Raw genomic sequence first — 15127 nt, forward strand, 5'->3', positions numbered from 1 at the left:
GATTCTCCGAACCGTCGTCAGACGCCCGGGGCTACCGAGGGGATTGCCCGAGCGTGCCATGGACCGCCGTCGCCACCCGCGGTGGCGACGGGTCCGGCGCTGGCTTCTCAACGCTCGGAACCGCTGCGGCAGTAACCCTATGGGGCCGCCGGGGCCGGGCCGAGCCCGGTCCTCCCGTTCGGGGCGCCGGAATAACCGGCGTACCGGAACGTGTTGTTACGGTAGGATGTCGGAGTCGGCGCGCGATCTCGATATGTTGCGCCGACCGGCATTTCTCCTGCGTCCTCCGATGTGAGGCGCAACCCACCGAGACATCGCTCACGCGGGTCAGCCTTGTGCCTTCGGCCCTGGGAGCGACTCTGCCCTGAATGGAGGCGGCACCACAATGGACAACACGATCAACGACTGGCGAGACCTCGCCGCCTGCCGGGACTCCGATCCCGAGCTGTTCTTCCCGGTGTCCGAGGTCGGGCCCGGTGCGCGGCAGGTCGCGGACGCCAAGGCCGTCTGCGCCCGCTGCCCCGTGCGGTCGCAGTGCCTGGACTACGCGATCGACAACCGGCTCACCGACGGGATCTTCGGCGGCACCACGGAGGCCGAGCGGCGCCAGCTGGCCCGCCGCCGCCACGCCGACCGGCACGTCGCCTGAGCGACTCGCTCGGGCGGCAAAGCCCGGATCCCGGGCAACAGCAACAAAACAACGGCAACACAACTACGGCGCGGAGGAACGCGGCTCGACCGCGACCTCCGCGCCGTTTCCCGTCTCAGGCCGCCGTGACCCGGCGACGCCGGCGCAGCACGAGCGCCGTCCCGGCCACCACCACGGCGATGACGGCGACGGTCACGCCGAGGACCACCACCGTGGGCACGCCGCCCGCCGCGGGGACCGCGGGCTTCGCCGGGGATGGCAGCGCCGCGGCGGTGACGGCGACAGTCTTCGTCGCGGGTGAGGGGTGGGTCGCGGTGACCGTGACGGTCCACTTGCCGACCGGCAGCGGCTCCTTGGTGACGTAGAAGGACTGGCCCTCGCTGGACGCCACCAACGGGATCGGCCCGACCGTCGTCCCGTCGCCGGACACCGCGGTGAGGCTCAGCTCCACCTGCTCGGTCACCGGGTGGTGGTCCCTGGCGTAGGACACCGTGGCGGTGACCCCCTGGCCACCGTCGCCCTGTACCTGGAGCTCGATGGGGCCGCCGTGCGCCCACGCGGTGCCGGCGGTCCCCAGTACGGCGAGAACGCCGGCCAACAGGACGCCGGCCGCCGCGCGGATCATCATCGGTGCCCGCTCCCTTCGGGGGCGCCGTCGGCGGTGAACGCCCCGCTGCCCGGGTCGGCCGGCAGGAACACGTGCTGGTGCCCGTTGCCGGCGTCGATGTTGATCTGGTCGAGCTGGGTGCCGCCGACCGACCACGTCGTCACGGCGGTGTCCCGCTCCTTGGCGGCCAGCGCACGCAGCTGCCCGGCGGTGGCCGCGGGCACGGTCAGCGACAGCGCGTAGGTCCGGACCGCGACGGCGACCTGGTCGACCGCCGCGGTGAGGCTGCCGCGAGCGACGTTGGTGGCCGTCGCGCCGGACGGTGGGTCGTCGAACGGCTTGGTGGCCGCGTCGACGGTCTGCTGCCACCGCGCCACCTCGGCCGCGGTCGCCGGCTTCGGGGCCGTCGCCGGGTCCACCGGCAGCGCGGCCACCAGCCCGGTGAGCACCGGCACCAGCTGGTCGCGGGTGGTGCGGGCCAGCGTGGTCAGCTCGCCGATCTGCTTCACGTCACGGGCGGCGTCGGCGCGCTGGAGGTCCTGCACCTGCTGCTGTTGCTCGCTCGGCTTGCCGACGAGGTACCCGCCGCCGCCGAAGAGCAAGGCGCCGATCACGAAGGCCAGCACGACCGGGACGACCTGCCGCCAGGCGCCGCGGCTGCTCGGCTCGGCGGTCCCCAGGCGGAACGACCGGCCGCGACGCCTGGGCGGCACCGTGGTTCGACTCACGACTCCCCCTCGCAGCCTCGGGCGAGCCGCTCGCGGTCGCCTGTGCACATCGATTCGCTCGCAAGCTCGCTGATGGTGGCCTCCTCCAACGTTGGGGTGGGCGTCCCGCGGCGGGTGCGACACCGCGGGACGCCCGTCTTCAACCGCTCAGGACAGCCGCGCGATCACCGCGTCGGTATCCCTGGCGAGGACCTCCCGGACCTCGGCGACCGGCACCTTCGCCCGGTCGGTCGCCATGGTCCGGAACTGCTGCAGCAACTTGACGGTCTTGGCGTCGTTCCCCGTCGCCTCGGCCTTGCGCGCCTTGGTGAGCTGCGCCTGCAGCTTGTTCGCATACGCCTGGTTGAGCCAGCCGACCGCACGGAACCGGTCGATCAGGTTGGCCAGGTCGCGGGTCGACGTGGTGGTGCCGAACGTGACCGTCTGCACGGTCTGGTTCCCGGCGTTGTCCACCGCGGTGACCTTCAGCGAGTGCACGCCGAGCGTCAGCGAGTACAGCGCCTGCAACGTGCCGGTGCTGTACGCGTTGCCGTCCAACGTGCCGGTCAGCGTCTTGACCCCGGACGTGGAGTCCACGGCCTGCCAGCTGATCCGCAGGTCCTGGCTGTCGCCGTAGACCTGCCCGTCGGCGATGCCCGAGATCAGGACCGTCGGCCTGGTGCCGTCGATCTTGATCGTGGCCGCCTTCTCCGTCTCGGTGTTACCGGCCTTGTCCTTCGACCGGTAGGCCACCGTGTGGGTGCCGTCGCCGGACACGTCGACCGGCTGGGTGTACGGCTTCCACGCGCCACCGTCGAGCGAGAACTCGGTGCTCGCCACCCCGGACGTCGCGTCCGTGGCGGCCAGGGTCACCGGGACCGCACCGCTGTTCCACCCACCGTCGTTCGGCGGGGCGAACTGCGCGGTGGTGAGCGGCGCCGTCGCGTCGACCTTGACCGCGAGGGTCTTGGCCGCCTCGACGTTGCCGGTCTTGTCCGCCGAGCGGTACTGGACCTGGTGGGTCCCGTCACCACTCACACTGAACGGTGCGGTGTAAGGAACCCACGCCCCACCGTCCACTGTGTACTCGGTCTTGTCGAGCCCGCTGCCGCCTTGCTCGTCGGCACCGGCCAGGGTGACCGTGACCGGTCCGGTGTAGAAACCACCCGCGCCCGGGTTCGCCGGGTCGGTGGTGGCGGCCGTCACCGGTGCGGTCTTGTCGACCGGCTGTGCCCAGGACGCGTGGAAGTAGTCGAACTTCGCGGTCACCGACTGGGTCTGGTTGACCCCGAAGGCGAACAGCCCGACCTTCCCACCGGCCACGGCCGCGTTGGTGACGGCCTGGCCGATGTCGGTCCACGTCGTCCCGTCCGCGGAGTAGAACCCGTGGTAGGTGTCACCCTGCTTGGCCAGCCGCAGCCACCACACCCCTTGGGTGAGGTTGTTGGCCGTCGGCTGCGGGTTCTGCACGGCGTCGCCGACCTCGCTGCGCAGCTCGATCCGGCGGCCGGTGGCGCTGTCGGTGATGTAGTCGAGCTTGACGTAGTTCCCGTCGTCGAGGTACGCGATCAGGCCACCCTGGTGGTAGGCCTGGTTGAACGCGCTCCCGTCGACCTTGGTCTCCACGGTCCAGTCCCCGCTCGGCGGGGTCTGGAGGGTGAAGTTCTTCGGGCCGGTGTTACCCGTCCCGTAGATGTCACCGGTGCTGGTGTCGATCTCCAGGTTGCCACCGGTGACGCGGGTCGCCGCGGGATCCGGCCGGACGACCGTGGTCCACCGGCAACCGTCCACAGAGGACCCGGTGAACTCGTCGTTCGGCGTGGTGGCGCCCGCGGTGTCGTCCGGCACCAGCTGGAACCAGTCGAACGCCGCGTCGGTGACCGGCCGGGTGCCCGTGCCGGACAGCGAGACCAGGCCGATGCGCGGGTTGGTGATCCCCGCGATCAGCTTGTCGGTCTGCGGCATCGCGGTCCAGGACAGCCCGTCCGCCGAGTACGACGCGGTCAGGCGGGTGCCGTCACTCGCCAGCCGGACGTAGACGGTGTCCGGGTAGGTGGCGCCGAGGTTGGCGGTGTTGGAGCCGGCGACCTCGTTGGGCTGACCGTTCTCCTCCCTGATGAACTGGAAGATCCGGGCGTTGGCGTCGGCCGTGCCCCGGCCTTCCAGGACCATCTTGGCGTAGTTGTCGTCGTCGCCGTAGAGGATCAGGCCGGCCTGCTGGTAGGCGTCCCGCGCCGTCAGCGACACCTTCGTCGTGGCCTGCCAGGCGCCGCCGGGTGCGGGCTGGAGGACCAGGTTGGGGACCGGGCTGCTGTTGTTGGTCCCGTAGATGTCGGTGTTGGACGTCGGGAGGTGCAACCTGCCGCCGGCGACGGACAGGTCCTGGTTCTGCCGGACCACCGTCCACCGGGCCGGGTCGAGTGCCGTGCCGAGGAAGTCGTCGGACTTCCCGGTGAGACACGACGTGCTCGGACTGTCCACTGTGATCGGTACGTGCTCGGTGGTGGCCGCGCCGCGCGAGTCGGTGACGGTCACCATCGCCTCGTACGTGCCGGGCGCGGTGTAGGTGTAGGACGCGTCCGGTGTGGTCGGTGCCGGTGCCCCGGCCACGCCGAAGTTCCACTGGTAGGCCAGCGGGGTGTCGCCCTCGGCGTCGGTGGCGGCGGCGTGGAAGCCCACCGTCAGCGGCGCGGTCCCCCGGGTCGGGGTGCCGGTCGCGGTGACCACGGGGCGCTGGTTGTCGGTGACGCCCTTGCCGCCGAAGTCGACCCAGTTGACGTTGAACATGCCGCCGGTGTTGGTGCTGCCGGCCGGCCTGCGGGCCACGAAGAACAGCGGTCCGCTGGTGGTCGGCGGGTTGGCCAGGGTGAGCGACACGTTGGTGAAGGTCTGCCAGCCACCCGTCACCGGGACCGCGACGCTGCCCACGAGCGGGCCGTCCGTGGCACCGGCGTGCACCTCGATCGTGCCGCCGCCACCGGCCGACGCCACCCGGAACCCGAGCGTGTCCACATTGGACAGGTTCGTCGGGTCGAAGGACCACCAGTCGCCGTCCTCGATGAACCCGATGTTGCGGAACCCGCCCGCGGTGTCGGACGTGGTCTCCACCTGGACGCCGGGATCTCCGGTGCCGGCGCCGTCCGGGGTACGGCCGGTCGCGGTGAAGAACTCGGCCTGCTTGTGCTTGGGCTGCAGGATCGCCTGCGCCCGGCCGGTCAGCGCCGACGCACCGCCGGCACCGCCCTTGTCGGTGTAGCTGGCCTCGAACACGGAGAAGACGTTGTCGCCCTCGGAGTGCCCGGACGACAGCGTGGTCTGCACGGTTCCCGCACAGCCGACGTACTGGTCGAGCGGGTGGCCGTGCGTGTCGTGGCCGAGGATCGACTGCAGGTGCACGTCGTTGCAGTTGATCGTGCCGTCCTCGGGGTCTGTGACCGTGACGGTGAACTTCACCTGGTCACCCCAGTCGAAGAAGCCTCCGTTCGGTGGCAGGTTCAGCGTCACCGTCGGCGCGGTGTTGCCGACCACGATCGGCACGCTCGCGGTGCCGGTCCGCCCGTCGGCGTCGGTCACCGTGAGGTTGGCGCTGAAGTTGCCGTTGGCGGTGTAGGTGTGGCTCGGGTTCGCCTCGGTGGAGTCGGTCGTGCCGTTCCCGTCGAAGTCCCACGCGTAGGTGATCGGCTTGCCGTCCGGGTCCAGCGAGCCGTCGCTGCCGAACTGCACGGTGAGCGGGGCGACGCCGGAGGTCTTGTCGGCCTGCGCCCGGGCGATCGGCGCCCGGTTGCCCTGCACGTAGTCGATCCGGTAGACCCCCGAGTCGGCGTTGTCACCGCCGAAGCCGGAGCCCCACTCGATGAGGTACAGCGCGCCGTCCGGACCGAACTTCATGTCCATCGGCTTGAGCATCGTGAACGACTTGAGGATCTGGTTGATGTCCACGAGCTGGCTGCCGTCCTCGTTCAGCTGGAACGAGTACAGCTTGTTCTGGTTCCACTCGGCGAAGATCGCCTTGCCGTCCCAGTAGGCCGGCCACTTCCGGTCCGACGCCAGGTTCGCGTCGTAGCGGTAGACCGGCCCGGCCATCGGCGCGCCGCCGCCACCGATCTCGGGGAACGCGGGGTTGGCCGCGTAGTGGTAGTCCACCGTCGCGGAGATCGCGGCCGGCAGGTCGGTCAGGCCGGTGTTGTTGGGCGAGTTGTTCACCGGGTGCGCGCAGTCGAACGCCGGGCCCGAGGTGCCGGTGGCGAAGTCGTAGTCGCGGTAGGGCACGTTCTGGCCGATGCAGTAGGGCCACCCGTAGAAGCCGGGCTGGTTGAGGATGTCCCACTCGACGGTGTTCTCCGGCCCGCGGTTGGGGTTGGGCGTGCCGGCGTCCGGGCCGTAGTTGGCCACCATCAGCTTGTGCGTCCGCGGGTCGATGCCGATCCGGAACGGGTTGCGGAAGCCCATCGCGTAGATCTCGGGACGGGTCTTCGCGGTGCCCGGCGCGAACAGGTTGCCGGCCGGAACCGTGTAGGTGCCGTCGGCCTCCGGGTGGATGCGCAGGATCTTGCCGCGCAGGTCGTTGGTGTTGGCCGAGGACTTCTGCGCGTCCCACTCCGACCGGCCGGCCTGCTCGTCGATCGGGCTGTAGCCGTCGGAGGCGAACGGGTTGGTGTTGTCGCCGTTGGCGAGCCACAGGTCACCGGTCTGCTTGTCGAAGACCATGCCGCCGCCGTGGTGGCAGCACTGCGACCGCTGCACCGGAACCGAGAGCACGACCTTCTCGCTGGCGAGGTCGAGGGTGCTGTCGGGTTTGACGGTGAACCGGGAGAGCCGGTCGACGTTCTCGGTGCCTGTCGGTGAGTAGTAGAGGTAGATCCAGTTGTTGGTCGCGAACGCCGGGTCGAGCGCCATGCCGAGCAGGCCGCTCTCGTTGGCGGTGAACACGTTCAGGTGCGCGGCGGTCGCGGTGCCGCCGGCGGGCTGCACGACCTTCACGTCGCCGAGCCGGTCGATGTAGAACACCCGGCCGTCGGCGGCGATGTCGAGCATCATCGGGTTCGACGTGTTGGCGTCGAGGGTGACCTTGTCGAAGCTGGTGTCCTGCGAGGCGGAGCAGTCCGCGGCGACCACGCCCGCGGCCGTCTGGATGCCGCCGAGCAGCAGCTTGACGAAGTTCGGCTCGGTGAAGCTCTCCTTGGTGTGCCCGAGTCCGGTGTACCAGGACCGGCCGCCGTCGTAGTCCTGGCACCAGGTGTTCGGATGGTCGAAGCCCATCGTGCCGCCGGTGTAGGACGTCTCGTCCATCGAGGTGAGCACGTGCACCTTGGCGCGCGGGTTGGACTGGTAGTCGTACCACTCGTCGGTCCGGGTCCACTTGCTCGGCAGGCCCGCGGTCGACGGGTGTGCCGGGTCCTCGACCTTGACGGTGGCCTGCTGGATCGCGGGGTGCTGCTTGAAGTAGGCGCCGACGAGCCCGCCGTACCACGCCCAGCTGTAGCTCGAGTCCGCGGCCGCGTGCACGCCGACGAAGCCGCCGCCGTGCTGGATGTAGCGCTGGAACGCGTCCTTCTCCGCCTGCGTGCCGAGCGGGTCACCGGTGGTGGACAGGAAGATCACCACGTCGTACTGCGCGAGGTAGGCGTCGGTGAACAGCGAGTCGTCCTCGGTCGCGTCGACCGCGAAGCCGTGGTCCTGGCCCATCTTCTGGATCGCGGCGATGCCGTCCGGGATGGAGTCGTGGCGGAATCCGGTGGTCTTGGAGAAGACCAGTGCCTTGAACGGCGCGGCCGCGGCCGCCGGCGCGGCCTCGGCCACGGTGGCCGACGCCGACGCCATGCTGGTGGCGACCGCCGCAACGGCCGCGACCACCACCAGCGGTCTGCACAGTCGAGCCAAACGGCGTAACCGCGGCGACAATGCCGCGGCGGCCCTGCTCGTCAGGGACATCGATTAACCTCCCAAGAGGTGCCCGGAAATCCGGGCGGGGTGTGACTGGCGTTGCTTCCCCGACAGGTGCGGATCGTCCGCGACGGTTCCTCCTTCCTCCCGTGTGGTGCACCTGCCGTGGTGCGGCGCGCTGCAACGCTCCGCACCACGGCCTTTCAGGCCCTATGTCGCATGGCGACCAGGGTCGGGTCGTCGAGTACCGCCTCCAGCGCCACGTGTGCGCCACCGCGCGAGGCCGCGGCGAAGCCGAGCCTCGAGAGCTCCACCCGGCAGGCCCCCGCGTCCGCCGCGAGCACCCGGGCGCGCATCTCGCTCAGCATCGGCTCCAGCAGGTAGTCGCCGAGGCTCGCGAAGTAGCCGCCGAGGACCAGGACGCGCGGGTTGAACACGTTGACGAGGATCGACGCGCCGAGGCCGAGCGCGGTGCCGACGAGCTCCAGCGCCTCCAGCGTGCGCGGGTCGTCCTCGTCGGCGCGGCGGCTGATCATGGCCAGCCGCTGCTCCAGGTCCAGCGACGGGTCGCAGACCGGGTCGTCGGCGGTGGCGGCCATGCGCAGGAGCGCGGCCAGCCCCACCATGGTCTCCCAGCAGCCGCGCCGGCCGCAGCCGCACATGTGCCCGCTCGGGTTCAGCGGCATGTGCCCGATCTCGCCGGAGAACCCCTCGGCGCCGCGGAGCAGCCGGCCGTCGATCATCACGCCGCCGCCGACGCCGGTCTCGCCGGTGAGGTAGACCAGGTCGGGCGTGCCGGCCATGCCGCCCATCGCGTACTCGCCCAGCGCGGCCAGGTTGGCGTCGTTGTCGACCTGGACCTGGAAGGCCGGCCGGCCGAGCCGTTCGGTCAGCCGCTCGAGCACGCCGTCGACGACGGCGACCTGGGTCCAGTGCAGGTTCGGCGCGAAGGCCACGACGCCGGAGTCGGTGTCGACCAGGGCCGGGATGGCCAGCGTCATGCCGGCCGGCGTCATCCCGATCCGGGCACACTCGGCGAGCGCCCGCACGGCCAGGTCGGTGACCGCGTCGAGGACGGCGGCGGCGGGCAGCGCCTGCACGTCGAGCGCCACGCGCTGGTCGAAGACGACGGTGTTGGTGAGGTCGAGCACGAGCGCGGTCACGTAGTCCACGTTGATCTCGACGCCGATGCCGCCGATGCAGCGCCCGTCCAGCTCCACGATCTGCCCCGGCCGCCCGACCGAGCCGCCGCGCTGCACGTCGCCCTCGCGGACCAGCCCGCGCTCGATCAGCTCGGCGACCAGGCTCGACACGGTGCCCCTGTTGAGGCCGGTCTCGACCGAGATCCTGGCGCGGGAGCGGGGACCGGCGTCGCGCAGGTGGCGCAGCACCAGGGCAAGGTTGCTGCGACGCATGGTCAGCTGGTCGGCCGGCTGGCGGCCGGCCGGTCGTCGCGTTGGCGCGGAGGCGTTCATTGGCACCGCCCAATTAATTTGTCCGTTAGCCGGACAAATTAAGGCGATGTGAAACCGGCGTCAAGGGTTACCGGCAAGTTTCGTACCGGTAACCCGGCACGACGGCACCAGCGGGACGAATCACCGGGCGCATCACCGGCGCACCGACAGGCCCTCCAGCAGCAGGGACAGGAACCGGTCGGTGACCTCGTCGGGGTGGTCCGCGTGCTTGGCCGCCCACGCCATAGCGCTCACGGTTGCCAGCAGCTCCTCGGGGCGCAGATCGGGCCGGATGTGGCCGGCCCGCTGGGCGCGGGTGAGCAGGGCGGCCGCGGCCGCGCGGATCCCCTCACAGGAGGCGTGCAGGCCGGAGCGGGGGTTGTGCAGGGCGTCCATCACCGAGGCCGGAAGTCCTTTGTAGAGAGTTGAGCCGACGGCCAGCTCGCGTGCCCAGGTGACCAGTGCCGCGCCGGCGTCCTGGTTGTCACCGAGCTCCGCCGCCCGCGCGGTCAGGTCGTCGAAACCCTGACCCAGCAACGCTTCCAGCAACGCCTCGCGGTTCGGGAAGTGCCGGTAGAGCGTCCCGATGCCGACCCCGGCCCGCCGCGCGACCTCGCGCAGCGACGCGTCGGTCCCCTGCTCGGCGACGACCGCCCGGCCGGCGGTCAGCAGGTGGTCGCGGTTGCGCCGAGCGTCGCTGCGCGCCGGGCCGTCGACACCGTCGTTCGCCATGCGGGCAGCCTCCACAGTCGACATTTGCCCTCCGGAGCACTGCTCCGTATTATCGGAGCAGCGCTCCGCTCAACCCATCATCGCATCCGGACCGACCAGTATCGACCAGTGAGGTGTCGCCATGCCCGCAGAGCTCGACGAGTGGCACGACCGTTCCGGCGGCTACGTGCGCAGGCCCCGGTTCGCCGAGTACGCCGAGAAGTACGCCGACCACTTCGCGATGCGCCGCCACGACGGGATCATCGAGCTGCGCATGCACACCGGCGGCGGCCCCGCCCGGTTCGGCTTCGCCATGCACAACGCGTGGGGCCAGGCCTGGCAGGAGATCGGCAACGACCCCGACAACGAGGTCCTGATCCTCACCGGCACCGGCGACACGTGGCTCGCCGCCGACGGTGACCCGGCGGACGCGGCGAAGGAGCTCCGCAGCGAGCCCCGCCCGGCCGACTTCGCCTACGAGCACGTCTACTACGACGCCACCAAGCTGCTGGAGAACTTCGTCTTCGGGATCGACATCCCCACGATCGCGGCGATCAACGGGCCCAGCGTCGCGCACACCGAGTTCGCGCTGCTGTGCGACATCACCCTCGCCGCCGAGACCGCCACCATCGTCGACCCGCACCTGCCGACCGGCGCCGCACCCGGCGACGGCCAGCAGCTGACCCTGCAGGAGCTGATCGGCACCAAGCGGGCCGCCTACCACCTCTACACGGCCGAGCCGATCACCGCGCGGCAGGCGCTGGACCTGGGCCTGGTCAACGAGGTCCTGCCGGCCGACCGGCTGCTCCCCCGCGCCTGGGAGCTCGCCGCGACGATCATGAAGAGCCCCCGCGCGGCCCGCCGGCTCACCCACGCGATCGCGCAGCGCCCGTGGAAGCGGCGCCTCGTCCAGGACCTCGGCTTCGGCCTCGCCCACCAGATGTTCGGCATGTCCGCCGACCGGCTCGTGCGGTAGTGCCCGGCGGGCTCAGTCGCGGAGCGCGCGCAGGATGTCGGCGAACATCTGGGCCTTGATGGCGCCGAGGGTCTGCGGGTTCTTGGCCGCCAGCGGGCGGGCACGCTCGACGGCGGTGGAAAGCACCTCGGCCTCGGCCACCGCCGCGTCGACGATGCCGGCCGCGGCCGCGGCGGTGCCGCCGTAGCGCCGGCCGGTCGTCATCGCCTCGACGGCGGCCCGCGGCCCGAGCTTGCCCTGGATCAGGCTGGACATGCCCGGCGTGAACGGGATGTTGATGTCGACCTCCGGCAGGCAGAAGTAGCCCCGGTCGGCACGCATCACCCGGAAGTCGTGCGCCAGCGCGAGCATCGCCCCCGCGGCGAACGCGTGCCCCTGGATCGCCGCGACGGTCGGCGCGGGGAACTCCAGCACGCGCGCCAGGAGCGCCTGGACGTCGCGGACGTAGCTCGCGAGCTGGTCGCCGTGCTGGCCGAGCCACTCCAGGTCCAGGCCGTTGGAGTACATCTTCCCGCTGGCCGTGGTGACGAGCGCCCGGGGCGTGGCCTTCTCGACCTCGTCGAGCGCGGCGTTCACCTCGCCCAGCCAGTCCGGATGGAACCGGTTCTCACCATCGCCGAGGTCGAGCACGAAGACATCGGCGTCACGAGTCAGCATCGAGCACTCTCCTGCGGCAGCGGCCAACGGGTACCGGACCGCATGGTACTGGCCGGTAACTTCGCTTGGCCCCGCGCCGCGCCCTCAGGTGGTGGTGATCAGACGCCGTGCGCCTTGAGCCACTCGAGTACGGCCTCGCCGACCTCGCGCCAGCCGCTGTCGACCGTGAGGGAGTGGCCGCGTCCCTCGAACTGGCGGAGCTCGGTCACCGCGGTCGAGTCGCGGTACTGCTTGAGCGTCGAGCGGGTCACCACGTCGGGCACGGTGTGGTCGGCGGTGCCCGAGATCAGCAGCAGCGGCCCGCGGGTGCTGTTGTCGGTGTCGACCTTGGCCTGGGAGTGCAGGACGAAGTTGGCCGCGGCGGCCTGGAACAGCGGGCGCGCGGGCGACGGGATGGTCCACCGCTCGTGGAGCAGGTCGGACTCCTCGTCGGTGAGCGCGTTGCCGAAACCGAAGCGGAACTCCTTGCGCGTCAAGGAGATCGCCTTGTGCAGGTTGGCCGGGTTGCCCAGGGCCGGGAGCGCGGCCCGCAGCTGCGCGAGCGGCAGCGGCAGCACGCCCTTGATCTGCGCGGGGTCGATGGCGACCCCGGCCGCGCCGACACCCTGGCCCAGCAGCTTCTCGGTGATCAGCCCGCCGAAGGAGTGGCCGATGAGCACCGCGTCGGTGCCGAGCTCGGCGATGATCTTGGCGTAGTGCTCGGTGGCGTCGTCGATGCCGACGTTCGCCACGAGGTCTGGGTTCTGCCGCGCCTCCTCGACGGTCGCCGGCTCGTCGGGCCAGCCCGGTGCGACCGGCTCGTAGCCGGCCTCGCGGAACAGGTCGAGCCAGGGGCTCCAGCTCGTCGCGTGCAGCCAGAGTCCGTGGATGAAGACGGCGGGTCTGCGCGGTGTGGTCATGGGAGGGCCTCTCGTTGGTTCGGATCAGTCGCCGCTGAAGCGTTGCTCGCGCCAGGGGTCGCCGTAGTTGTGGTAGCCGTGCCGCTCGTACCAGCCGGGCTGGTCCCGGTGGCTGAGCGTGATGCCGCGGACCCACCGGACGCTCTTCCACAGGTAGAGGTGCGGTACGAGCAGCCGGGCGGGGCCGCCCTGCTCGGGGGTCAGGTCCTGGCCGTCGAACGCGTGGACCAGCCAGGTCGGCATCTCGAGCAGGTCCTCCAGCGGCAGGTTCGTCGTGTAGCCCCCGTAGCTGTCCACGACGGCGTGGTCGGCGGTGGTCCGGACGCCGTCGAAGAGGGTGGCGACCGGCACGCCGGTCCAGCGCGTGTCGACCACCGACCAGCCGTGGACGCAGTGCAGGTCGACGGTGACCTGCTCGCTGGGCAGCGCGCGGATCGCGGCCCAGTCCCACCGGCGCACGCCGCCGTCCTCGGTGATGAGCGAGAGCTCCCACTCGGCGGGCCCGATCCGCGGCGGCGGCTCGGGTCCGACCGTGGGTAGGTCCGCGATGAGCACCTGCCCGGGCGGGAGGTCGGCGGTGCCCGGCCGGCCCGGGGTCGCGGGCATCAGGCGACGAAGTCGAGCAGCGCCGCGTTGACCTCGTCCGAGTGGGTCCAGCCGATGTTGTGCGGGCCGCCGGGGATCTCGACGAAGCGGACGTCCTTGAGCAGCGCCGCGAGCCGCCGCCCGGTGGCGTCGATGGGCAGGATGCGGTCCTCGTCGCCCTGCACCACGAGCGTGGGCACGTCGATCTTGGACACGTCGTCGCGGAAGTCGGTCAGCCAGGTGGAGACGCAGGCGAGTGTCGCGATGACCGACGCGCCCGCGGCGACGTTCCAGCTCAGCTGCCAGGCCTGGTCGCTGATCCGGGTGCCGCCCAGCTTGTCGACGTTGTAGAAGTCGTCGAGGAACGCCTTGAGGTAGGCGGGCCGGTCGGCGACGATCGCGGCCTCGATGCCGTCGAAGACGGCGCGGTCGACGCCCTCGGGGTTATCGTCGGTCTTCAGCAGGAACGGCGGGATCGGGGCGAGCAGAACGGCCTTGCGCACCCGCGCGGACCCGTGGGTGCCGAGGTAGCGGGTGACCTCGCCGGTCCCCATGGAGAAGCCGACGAGGGTGAGGTCCCGCAGGTCCAGGGTCTCGATGAGCGTGGTCAGGTCGGCGGTGAACGTGTCGTAGTCGTAGCCGCCGCTCGGTTGGCTCGAGTCGCCGAACCCGCGGCGGTCGTAGGTGATCACGCGGTGTCCGGCGGCCAGCAGGGGCGGCACCTGCTTCTCCCACGAGTGGCCGCTGAGCGGGTAGCCGTGGATGAGGAGGACCGGGCTGCCCGAGCCGAGGTCCTCGTAGTACAGCTCGATGTCGGCCGAGTTCTCCCGGCCGACGGTGACGTGGGGCATGACGCCCTCCTCCAGCTTGATGCGTGCCACCCCAGGCAACACCCGGCCGGGTGGCCGCGTCCAAGACCCGTTTGGTGCCGATCGATAACCCGGCTAGCGTGGTCGGGGGAGGCAGGGTATGGACCTCGACCTGCGGTTGGTGCGGTACTTCGTCGCCGTGGCCGACGAGCTGCACTTCGGGCGGGCAGCCGCCAGCCTCTACATCAGCCAGCCGGCGCTGTCCAAGCAGATCCGCAAGCTCGAGGAGCAGCTCGGCGCGCCGTTGCTCGTGCGGGACAGCCGGCATGTCACGCTCACCGCGCGGGGGCAGCGCTTCCTGGACGAGGCCCGCACGCTGCTCTCGATCGCCGAGCGGATGCAGCAGGAGAACCAGCCCGGCGTCCTGCGCGTGGCGCACGTGTTCGAGCTCGCCACCAGCCGGATCGTCGTCGACGCGTACACCAGTGCCCGCAAGGACATCCAGCTGATCGAGAGCGCGCTGGACAGCGTGGGCCAGCTGCACGCGCTGCTGGACGGCCTGCTCGACGTCGCGATCATGCGGGTGACCCCGCAGATGCTGGCCGACCGGCCGAGCGGATGGCGGCATCGCCTGCTGCGTCTGGAGCCCATGCGCCTCGTCGGCCGCCCCGGCGACGTGCCGCGGGAGAGCGTGTCCCTGCACGAGCGCCCGATCGAGGTCTTCGCCGACGCGCGCGGCTCGGGCCTGTACAACGCGCACGGCGACTACCTGTCCGCGTTCGAGCGGCACACGGGCCTGAGGATGCGCTGGCTCGGCACGCCCGGCGCGTTCAGCCACTGCCTCGCCGCGCTGATGCGGGCGGAGGGCTCCGCGTTCCTCTTCGAGTCCGACAGCTACGCCGACAAGTACGCGGCCGCGGGCCTACCGGTCCACCAGCCGACCGAGCTGCACCCGCACTACCCCTGGTCCCTCGCCTGGCGTGACGAGCCCCCGGCCCGACCGGTCGCCGACTACCTCGACATCGCCCTCGAGACCGCCGACCGTCTCGACTGGCAACGGTTCTCCGCCCGGACGTCCGCGCCGGCCTGGCTGCCGGCCGACGACCCGGCGGCCCCGGAGCTCACGCGCCGGTGAGGGGCGCCGGCGTAGAAAGTCCGTAACCGCGGGGAAACGCGGCGTCCGTCTCGGG

The 15127-nt window shown here is 71.1% G+C and carries 12 protein-coding genes; 3 read left to right on the forward strand and 9 right to left on the reverse strand.

The window, feature by feature from the left end; translation table 11 throughout:
* Nucleotides 1–385: 385 nt before the first annotated feature.
* Nucleotides 386–649, forward strand: coding sequence for a WhiB family transcriptional regulator (locus VGD70_RS17140; protein ID WP_331082469.1), 264 nt, complete (start codon nt 386–388; stop codon nt 647–649).
* A gap of 115 nt (nt 650–764) precedes the next feature.
* On the opposite strand, the gene VGD70_RS17145 is transcribed toward VGD70_RS17140, so the two are convergent.
* The 5 genes from VGD70_RS17145 to VGD70_RS17165 form a co-directional block, all read right to left on the reverse strand.
* The gene (locus VGD70_RS17145) at nt 765–1277 is read right to left on the reverse strand and encodes a hypothetical protein (RefSeq protein ID WP_331082470.1); all 513 of its coding nucleotides are present in this window, start codon (nt 1275–1277) and stop codon (nt 765–767) included.
* The gene (locus VGD70_RS17150; RefSeq protein ID WP_331082471.1) at nt 1274–1984 is read right to left on the reverse strand and encodes a hypothetical protein; all 711 of its coding nucleotides are present in this window, start codon (nt 1982–1984) and stop codon (nt 1274–1276) included. Before VGD70_RS17150 ends, VGD70_RS17145 begins: the two co-directional genes overlap by 4 nt.
* Before the next feature lie 147 nt (nt 1985–2131).
* Nucleotides 2132–7816 (reverse strand): ThuA domain-containing protein, encoded by a 5685-nt coding sequence (locus VGD70_RS17155; RefSeq protein WP_331082472.1) that lies wholly within the window; start codon nt 7814–7816, stop codon nt 2132–2134.
* 233 nt (nt 7817–8049) lie between these two features.
* A complete protein-coding gene (locus VGD70_RS17160) occupies nt 8050–9261 on the reverse strand; it encodes an ROK family transcriptional regulator (protein ID WP_331082473.1) in 1212 nt (403 codons plus the stop codon).
* Between the two features lie 192 nt (nt 9262–9453).
* On the reverse strand, nt 9454–10032 hold the full coding sequence (locus VGD70_RS17165) for a helix-turn-helix domain-containing protein (RefSeq protein WP_331082474.1): 579 nt from the start codon (nt 10030–10032) through the stop codon (nt 9454–9456).
* A 121-nt stretch (nt 10033–10153) separates the two neighbouring features.
* On the opposite strand from VGD70_RS17165, the gene VGD70_RS17170 reads away from it, so the two are divergent.
* Nucleotides 10154–10987, forward strand: coding sequence for an enoyl-CoA hydratase/isomerase family protein (locus tag VGD70_RS17170; RefSeq protein ID WP_331082475.1), 834 nt, complete (start codon nt 10154–10156; stop codon nt 10985–10987).
* Nucleotides 10988–10999: 12 nt separating this feature from the next.
* On the opposite strand, the gene VGD70_RS17175 is transcribed toward VGD70_RS17170, so the two are convergent.
* From VGD70_RS17175 to VGD70_RS17190, 4 genes are all read right to left on the reverse strand, one after another.
* The gene (locus VGD70_RS17175; RefSeq protein WP_331082476.1) at nt 11000–11644 is read right to left on the reverse strand and encodes an enoyl-CoA hydratase-related protein; all 645 of its coding nucleotides are present in this window, start codon (nt 11642–11644) and stop codon (nt 11000–11002) included.
* A 98-nt stretch (nt 11645–11742) separates the two neighbouring features.
* Complete coding sequence (locus VGD70_RS17180) at nt 11743–12543, reverse strand: alpha/beta hydrolase (protein ID WP_331082477.1); 801 nt, start codon at nt 12541–12543, stop codon at nt 11743–11745.
* Between the two features lie 24 nt (nt 12544–12567).
* Nucleotides 12568–13149: a molybdopterin-dependent oxidoreductase gene (locus VGD70_RS17185; protein WP_331082478.1), complete on the reverse strand. Its 582-nt coding sequence runs from the start codon at nt 13147–13149 to the stop codon at nt 12568–12570.
* Nucleotides 13149–14009 carry an alpha/beta hydrolase gene (locus VGD70_RS17190; protein ID WP_331082479.1) on the reverse strand — a complete coding sequence of 287 codons (861 nt, stop codon included), beginning with the start codon at nt 14007–14009 and terminating at the stop codon, nt 13149–13151. The genes VGD70_RS17185 and VGD70_RS17190 overlap by 1 nt, the downstream gene beginning before the upstream one ends.
* An 88-nt stretch (nt 14010–14097) precedes the next feature.
* Here VGD70_RS17190 and VGD70_RS17195 point away from each other — a divergent pair, with 88 nt between their 5' ends.
* Nucleotides 14098–15072: a LysR family transcriptional regulator gene (locus tag VGD70_RS17195; protein ID WP_331082480.1), complete on the forward strand. Its 975-nt coding sequence runs from the start codon at nt 14098–14100 to the stop codon at nt 15070–15072.
* Nucleotides 15073–15127: the final 55 nt, after the last annotated feature.

Origin of the sequence: Actinophytocola sp., assembly GCF_036402745.1 — a bacterium.
In the GTDB taxonomy this organism is placed as follows: Bacteria; Actinomycetota; Actinomycetes; order Mycobacteriales; family Pseudonocardiaceae; genus Actinophytocola.

Excerpts from the sequence above, each read along its gene's own strand:
- VGD70_RS17180 (WP_331082477.1), bottom strand. The coding sequence starts at position 12,543 with ATGACCACACCGCGCAGACCCGCCGTCTTCATCCACGGACTCTGGCTG.
- VGD70_RS17140 (WP_331082469.1), top strand. The coding sequence starts at position 386 with ATGGACAACACGATCAACGACTGGCGAGACCTCGCCGCCTGCCGGGAC.
- VGD70_RS17175 (WP_331082476.1), bottom strand. The coding sequence starts at position 11,644 with ATGCTGACTCGTGACGCCGATGTCTTCGTGCTCGACCTCGGCGATGGT.
- VGD70_RS17165 (WP_331082474.1), bottom strand. The coding sequence starts at position 10,032 with ATGGCGAACGACGGTGTCGACGGCCCGGCGCGCAGCGACGCTCGGCGC.
- VGD70_RS17185 (WP_331082478.1), bottom strand. The coding sequence starts at position 13,149 with ATGCCCGCGACCCCGGGCCGGCCGGGCACCGCCGACCTCCCGCCCGGG.
- VGD70_RS17145 (WP_331082470.1), bottom strand. The coding sequence starts at position 1,277 with ATGATGATCCGCGCGGCGGCCGGCGTCCTGTTGGCCGGCGTTCTCGCC.
- VGD70_RS17170 (WP_331082475.1), top strand. The coding sequence starts at position 10,154 with ATGCCCGCAGAGCTCGACGAGTGGCACGACCGTTCCGGCGGCTACGTG.
- VGD70_RS17195 (WP_331082480.1), top strand. The coding sequence starts at position 14,098 with ATGGACCTCGACCTGCGGTTGGTGCGGTACTTCGTCGCCGTGGCCGAC.
- VGD70_RS17160 (WP_331082473.1), bottom strand. The coding sequence starts at position 9,261 with ATGCGTCGCAGCAACCTTGCCCTGGTGCTGCGCCACCTGCGCGACGCC.